At 60.9% G+C, this 11,065-nt stretch carries 10 protein-coding genes; 2 read left to right on the forward strand and 8 right to left on the reverse strand.

Annotation, left to right across the window (positions count from 1 at the left end):
• Positions 1-190: 190 nt before the first annotated feature.
• The gene (locus tag M3P27_03765; protein MDP9267425.1) at positions 191-1,072 is read right to left on the reverse strand and encodes a hypothetical protein; all 882 of its coding nucleotides are present in this window, start codon (positions 1,070-1,072) and stop codon (positions 191-193) included.
• Positions 1,073-1,271: 199 nt separating this feature from the next.
• Positions 1,272-2,222: an IS1595 family transposase gene (locus M3P27_03770; protein ID MDP9267426.1), complete on the reverse strand. Its 951-nt coding sequence runs from the start codon at positions 2,220-2,222 to the stop codon at positions 1,272-1,274.
• A 528-nt stretch (positions 2,223-2,750) separates the two neighbouring features.
• On the opposite strand from M3P27_03770, the gene M3P27_03775 reads away from it, so the two are divergent.
• Positions 2,751-3,221 carry a hypothetical protein gene (locus tag M3P27_03775; protein ID MDP9267427.1) on the forward strand — a complete coding sequence of 157 codons (471 nt, stop codon included), beginning with the start codon at positions 2,751-2,753 and terminating at the stop codon, positions 3,219-3,221.
• Between the two features lie 163 nt (positions 3,222-3,384).
• Here the strand turns inward: M3P27_03775 and M3P27_03780 are convergent, their stop codons facing one another.
• The 6 genes from M3P27_03780 to M3P27_03805 form a co-directional block, all read right to left on the reverse strand.
• Positions 3,385-4,422, reverse strand: coding sequence for a radical SAM protein (locus tag M3P27_03780; protein ID MDP9267428.1), 1,038 nt, complete (start codon positions 4,420-4,422; stop codon positions 3,385-3,387).
• A 198-nt stretch (positions 4,423-4,620) separates the two neighbouring features.
• Positions 4,621-5,397, reverse strand: coding sequence for a YIP1 family protein (locus M3P27_03785; protein MDP9267429.1), 777 nt, complete (start codon positions 5,395-5,397; stop codon positions 4,621-4,623).
• Positions 5,398-5,504: 107 nt separating this feature from the next.
• On the reverse strand, positions 5,505-5,864 hold the full coding sequence (locus M3P27_03790; GenBank protein MDP9267430.1) for a phage holin family protein: 360 nt from the start codon (positions 5,862-5,864) through the stop codon (positions 5,505-5,507).
• Positions 5,865-5,874: 10 nt separating this feature from the next.
• Positions 5,875-7,341, reverse strand: a complete 1,467-nt coding sequence (gene gatB, locus M3P27_03795) for an Asp-tRNA(Asn)/Glu-tRNA(Gln) amidotransferase subunit GatB (protein ID MDP9267431.1) — start codon at positions 7,339-7,341, stop codon at positions 5,875-5,877.
• A gap of 59 nt (positions 7,342-7,400) precedes the next feature.
• Complete coding sequence (locus M3P27_03800) at positions 7,401-8,897, reverse strand: hypothetical protein (protein ID MDP9267432.1); 1,497 nt, start codon at positions 8,895-8,897, stop codon at positions 7,401-7,403.
• Between the two features lie 163 nt (positions 8,898-9,060).
• The gene (locus M3P27_03805; GenBank protein MDP9267433.1) at positions 9,061-9,753 is read right to left on the reverse strand and encodes a hypothetical protein; all 693 of its coding nucleotides are present in this window, start codon (positions 9,751-9,753) and stop codon (positions 9,061-9,063) included.
• A gap of 125 nt (positions 9,754-9,878) precedes the next feature.
• Between M3P27_03805 and M3P27_03810 the strand changes: the two genes are divergently transcribed.
• On the forward strand, positions 9,879-11,065 hold a 1,187-nt coding region (locus M3P27_03810), incomplete at its 3' end, for a 3-deoxy-D-manno-octulosonic acid transferase (protein ID MDP9267434.1).

Below are 11,065 nucleotides of genomic sequence, written 5' to 3' on the forward strand. Positions count from 1 at the left end.
CCCGATGAGCGATCGGGTATCCCGATGGCTCGCTGGGTCCGGATTTTCGAAGAGCGTGGCGGGCGGGATCGGGTCACCCCCTCCCCCTCCCCGTTTTGTCCATTTCCGTTTAGAACCATCAGGTTACGGAGGCATCAATATATTTGACACACAAGTAGGCCCCTGCCTACTATTGCTTGCCGTGACAGGGTTAGTCTGCGTCGTTATGGTTCTGGCAAGCCTCGAACTGTTTACTGGATGGCGAGTACCTACCGCAGAGCGTACTGAAATGGGCGCCGCCGAACACATCGCGGTAGGTGTATGTCCCATAAACGAACAGGAACCATTGCCGTTGGTTAATTCGATCTATGGCTGGCTGGGTCAGTTTGAACCGGTGCTGCTTAGAGTCAACGAGACTGCCGACAGACTGGTCAACAAATACAGAGACTTCGAGGCCGGGCCAGATAACAGCGTTGCTTTCTGGCCCGCCACTTGGCGGCGGGGGAAAGTGCGTGAGCACGGACTTAGCGTCGAAGGTCATGAGGGAGGATCCACGGAACTCCTTCGCAAGAGTCCTGCCGCTATTCTTGACATCAACTTTGACAATGATTTCCTTGTCGGGATTGAGTTCGTCAACATGGGCCCCACTGAAACCCACCCAGGCGCGCTGATCGAGTCGGAACTGGTTAATTGTCACCTGGAGACCTTTTTCGGATTGCAGCCTATTGTGTCGCACCTCGTCTACGGCGCGCTCTGCCGCGTCGGTGCTTCGAATCATCTCGTTCCACATATTGAAGGTCAGAACCGCATAGGCGACGATGGCAATAAAAGTCGCAGCATGGGTGCCAGCTACAAACCACTCGCGGCGTATTTTCTTTGTATCCTGGGGATACTCTTGAACTTTTGCGGTGTCTGGAATTTGGAGTTCGGCGCGCAGAACTGGTGCGGCCTGTTGGCTTTGTTTTGCGGCCTCGCTATTTTTGGCTATGGTTTCAACATGGTTCTTAATCTCTCCAAGATCGGAACGTAGTGCGTTAAGCACCTTATCCAGCTTGCGAAGGAAGGCGATAAACTTCGAAGTGAGGTAGTCCATATATGGCGCGGCGATACGAGTACCACGAAGGGCCGAGGGCTAAAGAGGATTTCGAGCGCACGATGGTAGCACTGTTCAAAGCCCCTAAAACAGTACGAGTTGGACAGGCTTCCGACGGTGCGAAGAAGAAGGCTTCCCGTCCGGCAGATCGGAAGCGCAAACGCGGCGACGCGGGTTAGACCGCTTGCCACGGCCTTGCCTATTGCGTTCGCGGCGAGTCGCTCTTGCCCGTCAACTGCTCATAGGTGAGCCGCTTGTTTGCGACTTGGCCCATCGCAAGCTCGAAGCGGCCAGCGTCGTTTAGGTCTTTGCGAGTGTTGTAGCGGAACACCTGTTCGTCAACGTAACGCTCTAGGTGGAATGGCTCGACCGCAACGTAGGTTCCAGTGAGGCCACGCTTCAACAGGCTCCAGAAGTTTTCGAGGCCGTTCGTGTGAACGCGACCGCTCACATACCGCTCCGCATGGTTCACGACTTCATGGACGTAGTCGGCCTTGACCTTGTCGTACCCGCTGAAAGCATCGGTGTAAATCTTGGAGCCGTGGTGGATGCTGTTCAGGACTTCCGCTTGCAAAGTGTCCCGGCGAATGTCGGGAATGACTTGGGCGCGAATCTGGCGAGCGTCACGATCAAGCGCACCGAACACTACAGTCTTGTTCCCCGAGTGTCCGCCGCGCCGGATGTAGCGAATCTTTTTGTCGCGGTGCATATTCCGCATCTTGCCGCCGATGAAAGTCTCGTCGCATTCCACCTCGTTACCGGAACCGCCGACCTTGCCGTCTTTCTTCAGCGCGAGCCGGATACGTTGCAGCATGAACCATGCCGACTTCTGCGTGATGCCGAGTGTCCGGGCCATCTCGTGAGAACTGACCCCGTTCTTACTGTTGACCAGCATCCACACGGCGGTCATCCACTTGTCGAGGCCGAGGGCGGAATCCTCGAAGATGCTGCCGACCTTGACCGTGAATTGTTTCTTGCAGCCCTTGCAGAGCCACAGGCAGCGCGTCTTGATGAAATAGTGTTTGTCGTGTCCGCAGCGTGGACAGGTGACGTGCTTGTCCGGCCAGCGCAGATTGACGGCGTAGACGAAGGCGCGTTCGGGGTCGGAGAAGTAAACGATTGCTTCTTGCAGGGTGTGCGGCTGTTTCATGGCTGTTCGCTCTTTCTTTGCCATACCATCTCGATGCAGCACCATCCTATCGGGATTCATCTTGTGTGTCAAGTATATTGTTACCGTTACGGATTGGGTTACCCAATGCGTGATTGGGTTACCCAATGGCTTGTCGTGTTTTCAAAGAGCAGATAGGTCGATCAGGGTGTAGGCACACCCTGCCATATCCAGTATGACAGAAGGGGAGGGGTAAACCGGACATTTATCTTGAAACTATATCGTGAAGCGATTCAGCGAGTTAGCGGGAAATCGGGCGGAAGAGGGGCTTGACAAGATTTCTATGCGGCTCAGAGACCGTTCCTCCCACACAAGCAAAACCGGCTTGTGTGGGGCACCCACATTCATGTGGGCCACCGGCACCCCTCATTTACGTGGGGCACCCGGCTTTGGGAAAAGAATAGGCCAGCTATACAGGCACTTCCAGCTGCCGAGCGGGCTCGCTTTGCGGCTCTTATCCAAGCGAGCGGAGATTCTGTACGTCAGGATTGGGACCTGCCTGACGAAATTGTGGAGAAAAAGGTCGGTGACCCGTGGAAACACCATCTGTATAGCAACACAGAGGGAGAATTCTTCGAGAAGCTGAACGGATGGGAACAGGAATTGTTGAAGGAAGCGATGGAGGAGAAAGGCTTCCTGGGATGGCTCCGTAACCTGCCTCGTCGAGACTGGGCTCTTTGCATTCCGTACGAGCTTGCAGGAAAGAAAGCCTTCTACCCCGATTTCGTCGTTTTTCGAAAAAGAGGTACGGGTTTCCTGGCCGACATAATCGAGCCCCACGACACCAGCCGAGCGGACGCCTGGGCAAAGGCCAAAGGTCTGGCAGAATTTGCAGATCTGCATGGCATCGAGTTCGGTCGTCTGCTATTTGTTAGGAAGCAGGGCGACAATTACCGGAAAATTGACCTGAACAATAAGACGACACGTGAGAAGGCACGAAAAATGCAATCTCAGAGTGACTTGGAAAGCCTCTTCGGCTAGGATTCTGCACCCCGTCCTATTTCGCGGACGCGAAAAGGTGGGGCACCCGCCCAAGACCGAAATGCATAGATCCTCCGCGCGCATAACCCCGCGCGCGAAGGATGACAATCTTCTCTCAAGAGGGATCGTTGGCGGTCCAGGTATGGGATTGGTTGCGGCTGCGCTAATCGGAGTGGATCTGTACCAGGTCTGGCTGCGGCTTGGCCGCGCCCGTCCGCTCCGGCTTGATGGTCTGGGGCGCGCGCCAGAAATCGATGTAGCTGGTCTGGTGGACGCAGCTCACCGTGCAGTACGGCGCGCAGGATTTCTCGGTGACGAATTCGCGCTTGATGTCCGCAACGGTGTAGTCCGCGATCGGGACCCCGGGAAAGCCGCGCTGCTGCGAGCAGTAGTGGACTAAGCCATCTTCGCAGATGTAGAAGTAACGCGCGCCGGCGCGGCAGCGCCACTGGTTGGGCAGGCCGCGCGCGATGTTCTCCTGGAAATTGTTGATCTGCGCGTAGCTCCCCTTGCCCAGCTCCTTCATGCGCAGGTAGACGCCCATCTCCACCTCGCGCAGCGGCTTCAACTGGCCGTGGCCATCGTGGATGATGCCGCAAGTCGAGGTGAATCCCAGGTCCACCGCGCGATGTCCGATGACGAGCGCGTCCTCCGGACTGCGCGTGCCCGCGCCGATCACCGAATTGATGTTCACGTGGAAGTCGGCGTACTCCTGCAGGAGTTGCAGCTTCTTGTCGAGGACCTTCAGGCTTTTCATCGAGACTTCGTCGGGCTGCACGTTGTCGATCGATATCTGCAGGTGGTCGAGGCCGGCGGCGTTGAGCGACTTGATGCGCTCCACGGTGAGCAGATATCCGTTGGTGATGAGACCGGCGATGGCGCCGATCTTTCTTATCCGCCGGATCACGCCCTCGAGTTCGGGATGCAGCAGCGGCTCGCCGCCCGAGATCGTCACCAGGCTCACGCCCAGGCGCCCGAGGTGGTCGATGCGGCGCTCCATCTCCTCGACCGGGACCGGCTTCGAGAAATCGTCATACTCGTTGCAGTAAGTGCAGGAAAGATTGCAGCGCCGGATGGGCACGATATGCGCCTGCACCACGTGGTCCGTCGACACCAGTCCCTTGGCGATCAACAGCAGTTCACGCGTGAGGCGGTGGAACGCCAGCGCGCGACGACGGATTCCGATACCTCTGCGGCGCATGATTTCGGTGACGCTTTCGTTACTCTATTAAAGCATAGCCGCAGCCGTCAGAACGGACGAGCTAAGTACCTTATTCGGCTGGTTTTAGCTGCTGAACGGGCGTATCTGGAGTCGGACTGACCCAGCCGCGGTGCAAAGCCGAAGGGCGAGGCCGCAGCCCCGCCCTGGCTTTGAAATGTAGCGTCCGAGACGAAGTCGTCAGATAGCCTTGATGGCGGTCGCGATCAACACCCAACCCAGCCAGAGACCGGCTACTACTCCGATCGCCGTCCCGCGCTTCACCTTGCTGATGCAGGCGTAGCCCAAGCCAAGCAGCACGACGTACCAGATCATGAAAACGTCCATCGACGACGCGAAGCGGTAGAGCACCGGGTGCGCATTCATGTCCACGAAGAAGCCGAGGTTGCTGGCGATCGGATTCTCGAACGTGAAGTTCTCCGGATTGGCGCCCGCGAAAAGCGCGATTGCCGTCAGCAGCGACTTGAGCGAGCCGGTAAGACTGGCATAGACCACCACGGCCAGCGATTGGCCGAAGCTCACCTGGGCGCCAAAGCCGAAATTGAAGATCGCCATCAGGATAGCGGCAGTGATGGCGAAGACGATCAGCGCTACCACCGGAAATCCGTAGGAGATGTACTTGGTGATCTTCGCGCCCATATCCATCGCCCGGGCGCGGTCCGCCGGCGGCATCTGATCGATGCGCTCCATCTGTTTCGGGTTCATCCGCATCTGGTTCTCGTTCACCTGCTCAAAGCCGATCTTCGTCGCTACCGCGGCTACGAACACGTAGGAGCAGATTGCGATAAAGATAAAGGCCATCCACCACGCCGTCCCCCGGCGCAGGTCGGTGAAGGTCTTTACCGGATCGATGAAGGTGTTGATGATGCGTTGCGGCTGCGAGAGCTGTGGTTTCTCCGCGACGATCGTGGTCGGTGCGGTGCCCGGCGTCTCCATCGGCGTTCCTGTCGTTCCCATGGAAGGCTGTCCTCCGTCACATGCATGAAGAGTGAAAGACGTATGTCAGCGGTGAGTGCTGCCGGATTGTAACCCGCCCCCGCCGGCTTTAAAAAGTGAAGCCGCGACTAGTCGCGCGCTTCCTTCTCGTCATCCGGCAGCAGGCCGCGGATCAGCATGCCCAGGATCGCCAGCAGCAGCGCTGCCCAGAATGCCGGCCAGAACCCGTGCACCTCGATTCCCGGCAGCAGCGCCGCTGCGAACATCAGCATCAGCGCATTGATCACCAGCAGGAAGATGCCCAGCGTCACGATCGCTAGTGGGAAGGTAAGCACCTTCAGCACCGTGCCGAGCGTGGCGTTCACCAGCCCATAGACGGCCGCGGCGATGAGCGCCGCGACAAAACCTTTCACCACGAATCCGGGCACGAAGTGTGCAACCAGCAACATCGCCAGCGCGCTCAGGACCCAGTGCAGTAGCAGGCGCATATTCTTTCTCCTACCCTGAAAGTTTTTTATCCAGCAACTCATTGACCATGGCCGGGTTCGCCTGGCCCTTGGTCGCCTTCATCACCTGGCCCACAAAAAATGCCTTCACCGTGGTCTTGCCCGCGCGATACTGCTCCACCTGCTTCGGATTCGCCGCCATCACTTCCGCGATGGCCCGCTCGATCGCGCCCGCGTCGCTGATCTGCTGCGGCTTCTCGCGTTCGTAGACGGCAGCGAAGTCTTCACCCGTCTCGAACGCCTTGTCGTAGAGGTCTTTCAGCATCTTGCTGGAGATCGTTCCCGCTTCGGCCAGGTCGGCGGACATCGCCACGCCTCGCATCGAGATGGGTGACTGCTCGATGCCCAGGTTGCGTGCCTTGAGCCGGCCCATCAGCTCGCTCTGCACCAGGTTCGCCACCCGCTTCGGATTCTTCGCCGCATTCGCCGCCGCTTCGAACTGTTCGCCCAGCGAGCGCGATGCTCCCAGCACGCCCGCATCGTACTCCGTGATGCCGTATTGCGCGACCAGCCGCGCGCGCAGCGCCTCCGGCAGCTCGGGTAATCGTTTGCGGATCGCCGCCTGCCATGCGGCGTCCACCACCAGCGGCGCAAGATCGGGATCGGGGAAATAACGATAGTCGTGCGCTTGCTCTTTCGCGCGCATGCTGAACGTCTTGCCCTCGTCCGCGTTGTACAGCCGCGTCTCCTGCACGATCGGCGTGCCGGCCTCTAGCGCCTCGACCTGGCGCTCGATCTCATAGGCGAGCGCCTCGCGGATGAAGCGGAAGGAGTTCACGTTCTTCACTTCCACCTTCGTGCCCAGCTTCTTCTCGCTCTTCCGGCGCACGCTCACGTTGGCGTCGCAACGCAGCGAGCCCTCTTCCATGTTGCAGTCGGAGACGCCGGTGAACAGGAGGATCTCCTTCAACCGCGTGAGACATTCGAAGGCTTCGTCCGGTGACGCTATCTCGGGCTCGCTCACAATCTCGATCAGCGGCACGCCGGCGCGGTTCAGGTCGATGTAAGTGCTGGTCGCCGAATCGGGGAATCCCTCGTGCAAGCTCTTGCCCGCGTCCTCTTCGAGGTGAAGCCGAGTGATGCCGATGCGTTTGCCACTCTTGATCTCAATGCGGCCATGCTCGGCCAGCGGCCGGTCGTACTGCGAGATCTGGTAGCCCTTGGGCAGGTCGGGATAGAAATAATTCTTGCGCGCGAAGATGGAAGTCTCGCGTACTTCGCATCCCAGCGCCATCGCCGCCAGCGCCGCGAACTCGACCGCCTTGCGATTCAGCACGGGCAGGGCTCCCGGCAGGCCAAGACAGGTGGGGCAGGTATGGCTGTTGGGCGGCGCTCCAAAGCTGGTGGAGCAGCCACAGAAGATCTTCGACGCGGTCAGCAACTGGACGTGGACCTCGAGCCCGATCACCGGCTCGTATCGCGCCAGCACCTCCGCCGGGATGCGCGTTGCGCTCGCCATCGACGTTGATTATAGCGACGGTTGATTATAGCTAGCGGCCGGTGGAGTCGCTCGCCAACCTAGGGTGTGAACTGGTCGGCGACGAGGAAGTAGCTCCCCGACGCCAGATCAAAGAACAGCAGCCCGCGGACGTGCATCGGATTCCCCGGCGCGGCGACCGTTCCCAGCGTAACCGTGGATGGTTGCTGGATCACGGTGAGCGTGGTCTGGCCCGTCAGCAGGACAAAGATGGAATCTGCCGGGGGACTGAACTGGATGATCTGCTGGTTGATCACGCCGCCATTGACGATGGTCACCACGGTGCCGTCCAGCGTCTGCAGCTTGAGCTTCAACTTCCTCGGCGTGGTGGTTGCCGCCGTAGTCGAGTAGATGGCTGAGATCGCCTGCACTCGCCGGATGTGCGCCCGGTCGAAGGTGGGGATAAAGAGCGGCGGCATGTTGGTGAGGTCCACATCCTGCTGGTCGATCACGTAATTGCCGGGGGTGGCATCGAGCGCGCTGAAGTCGCTCACCGTGATGGCGTTGCCCAGCGCCGGCGGTGTCAGGGCGGTAGTGGCCACGTTCTGCACGCGGAAGACAAAGCCACTCACGTTGTTGAACGGCGCCGTCAATAAGTCCACTGTTTCATCGGTGATGATGCCTTGCAGGTCGGCGCCCGTGGCCACGCCGACGCCGGCGTTCTCGCCGTTGATCGTCCTGGCCAGCAGCTTCGGCGAACTCGCCGAAGTTCCCGGCACCGTGACCGCCTGCACCTGCACGATGTTGCTCGAGCTGAGCGAGCCAAAGTTCGCAATGTCGCCGGAGAACGTGGTGCTGCCGTCGGTGTCGATGGTCAGCGGATTCGCCAACTGGCTCGACGATATCGTGAAGCTGGTCGCGCCCGCTGCCGGCGTCGCCCCTACCACTCCAGTGATCTGGCGCACCAGGCCGTTGGCTTCCGTCTGCGATGCGGCGGTCCCCGCCAGCACCGCCGTCGCGAAGTACGCCGGTGTGATGGTCGCTTTGTTGGTCGTGGTATTGATGCTCACCGAACTGGGCAGGAATTGGATGTTCAACACGATCGGGGACGTGGCGCTGCCGTTGATCAGGTTCGCGGCCAGTGGCACGGTGGTGGTGCTGCTGGTCACGATCGGGTTCAGATCCTGCCGCACTACGCCAGCGTCATCCACAAAAGTCACCGTCGCCGTGCCCAGCGTGATGACCACCGAGTCATACGTGCCTTGCCCGATGGTGGTGGTGGTGAGGTTGATGGGCTCGAACAACGTCTGCCGATGCGTGAGTTCCACCGTCAGGCCGCCGGCGCTGGCCGCGTTCAGCGCGCTCAGGCTCGCGCCCGAGGTTTGATGGAATTGTATGTCCGAGATCTTGAGCGAGAGCGCGAGCACACGGTCGGGCGCAGCATCGGCAAGGTTCAGCAGCGTAGGCGTGAAGATCGTCGTCCCGCCGCCGCCACCGCCGCCGCCTCCTCCGCCACCACGGCTTCCATCGAGGAAACCGCAACCCATCAGCAGCGTGAGCAGCAACGGCGCGATCACGCCGCGCAAGCAGCGTTTCATTTCCGCGAAAGACATAATCCTTCCGATCCGGCGCGCAGGCCAGGGAACACGGTCGTCTCCTGCGCATTTTTACGCAGAAGATGCGGGATACCAAGGACTTCGGGAGTTCTACCGTTAACGCCTGATATACCCCGGATATTGCCCCCTTTATCTCCGGCCGTGTTTATCGCGCCTCCGGCCGGTAGGTGAGGTACTTCTCCAGCGCGATATCGAAGAACAGCAGCTCGCGGCCGTTCTCATTGCGGATGCCGGTCACGTAAAGATGTCCGCCGGCGAGTGGGTGCTCGAGATCGCGAACGTCGAAGAAGAAGAACCCGGAAACGCTGCTGTGCGGCTCGACCACGATCCATTTGAAGCGCAGCGCCTCGAGCTCGTCCTGCCATTCCTTCTTCACCGCCGGCTTCATCTTGCGCCCGGGCAGCGGGATGGGCAGCGGATTCCGCGATTGCTCGTCGCCGCGGCGCGTCTGCCGCGCCAGCCGGCGCTGCAGGTCGTCCACGTCGGCGGGCGCCAGCTTGGCGCGCGGGTTCACCGTGTTCACCTGCAACACCATCTGCGAAAGGTTGAGTGGCGCATCGCTGTCGTTCGAGATGATCACGCGGATGGGCAGGATGTCGTTGGCTTTGTACGGCACCTGCATGAATGCCGTCTTGTCAGCCATGTCGAAAGGGTCGGCAGCGATGGCGACCTTTTCGTCCAGGTGCGCGTCCACCGCGGGATAGGTCTTCGCGTGCGTGGCCTTCGGCGGCGGCTGCGTGGCTTCTTTCGCGAAACCCAACTTCGCAAACGCCACCGCGGTGATGACAACCATGAGCAGCAGGACGTGCCGGAGCGGACTCGGTCGCGACGGGAACATGGAGTTGATTATCGGTTAGATGCTGCTTCCCGACAATGACGCCCGGACAATCGCACGCACGCGTCTCCCCAGAAGTCCGGAAAGATAGCCTGCGCTTATAGAATGACGCCTGACGCCTGACGCCTGTGTATCTTTTCTACAGCCTCGCACTCGGACTGGCCCTGCTGCTCGCGGCGCCGTGGTGGCTCATCCAGATGGCGCGGCACGGCAAATATCGCGCCGGGTTGCGCGAGCGCCTCGGCGGGATCCCGCCCCGATTGGCGCGGCCCGCCGCTGGCGCAGCTCAGCGGACCGTCTGGTTGCACGCCGTCTCGGTCGGCGAGGTCCTCGCCGTCAGCCGCCTGGTGGAAGAGCTGCGGCGCGATTTCGACGCGGTCTACGTCTCCACCACCACCGCCAGCGGGCAAAAGCTGGCACGCGAACGCTTTGGCGAGCAGTTCGTCTTCTATTTCCCGTTGGACTTTGCCTTCACCGTCCGCGCCTGGCTGCGCGTGCTGCGTCCGCAACTCGTGGTATTGGCCGAGACCGAGTTCTGGCCAAACTTTCTGCGGCTGGCGAAAGCATCGGGCGCGAAGGTCGCCGTGGTCAACGCCCGCATCAGCGACCGCTCGCTGCCTGGATACCGCCATCGCCGCAGCGGATGGCTCATCCGCCCGGCTCTGCAAAACGTCGATCTGTTCCTCGCGCAGACGGAAGAGGATGCGGCACGCCTCCACGCCATCGGCGCACCCGAAGGCCGCGTGCAGGTCAGCGGCAATCTGAAGTACGACGTTCGCGCCGCCGGCGCCCCCGGCCTCGATGCGGTCCGGCTGACGTTGCGCGACTTGCCGCGCGAACACATCATCGTTGCCGGCAGCACCGTCGAGGGCGAAGACGAGCTGGTGCTCGCAGCCTTCCGCGAGGTGCTGGCGCAGTATCCCCACGCCGTCCTGATCCTTGCGCCTCGCCATCCCGAGCGCTTTCCGGCGGTCGCGACGCTGTTGCAAGCTTCCGGGCTGCCCTGGGTACGACGCTCGGACCGGCCCACCACCTTCTCCGGCGGTGTGCTGCTGCTGGACACCGTGGGCGAGCTCGCTGCGGCCTATGGCTTGGGCACGCTCGCTTTTGTCGGCGGCAGTCTGGTGCCGCGTGGTGGGCACAACATCCTCGAGCCCGCCCAGCACGGCGCGGCGGTGCTGTGCGGGCCGCACAGCGAAAACTTCCGCGAGCTGGTCACCGACTTCGAGCGCGCGGGCGCGCTCCGCGTCGTCGACGCGGCCGCGCTCGGCAGCACGCTGCTTCAGCTCATGGCAAACGCCGGCCAGCGCGAAGC

It is taken from the genome of Acidobacteriota bacterium, assembly GCA_030774055.1.
Lineage (GTDB): Bacteria > Acidobacteriota > Terriglobia > Terriglobales > Acidobacteriaceae > JACPNR01.

Coding starts and splice junctions, on each gene's coding strand:
- M3P27_03765 (MDP9267425.1), bottom strand. CDS start 1,072: ATGGACTACCTCACTTCGAAGTTTATCGCCTTCCTTCGCAAGCTGGAT.
- M3P27_03770 (MDP9267426.1), bottom strand. CDS start 2,222: ATGAAACAGCCGCACACCCTGCAAGAAGCAATCGTTTACTTCTCCGAC.
- M3P27_03780 (MDP9267428.1), bottom strand. CDS start 4,422: ATGCGCCGCAGAGGTATCGGAATCCGTCGTCGCGCGCTGGCGTTCCAC.
- M3P27_03785 (MDP9267429.1), bottom strand. CDS start 5,397: ATGGGAACGACAGGAACGCCGATGGAGACGCCGGGCACCGCACCGACC.
- M3P27_03790 (MDP9267430.1), bottom strand. CDS start 5,864: ATGCGCCTGCTACTGCACTGGGTCCTGAGCGCGCTGGCGATGTTGCTG.
- gatB (MDP9267431.1), bottom strand. CDS start 7,341: ATGGCGAGCGCAACGCGCATCCCGGCGGAGGTGCTGGCGCGATACGAG.
- M3P27_03800 (MDP9267432.1), bottom strand. CDS start 8,897: ATGAAACGCTGCTTGCGCGGCGTGATCGCGCCGTTGCTGCTCACGCTG.
- M3P27_03805 (MDP9267433.1), bottom strand. CDS start 9,753: ATGTTCCCGTCGCGACCGAGTCCGCTCCGGCACGTCCTGCTGCTCATG.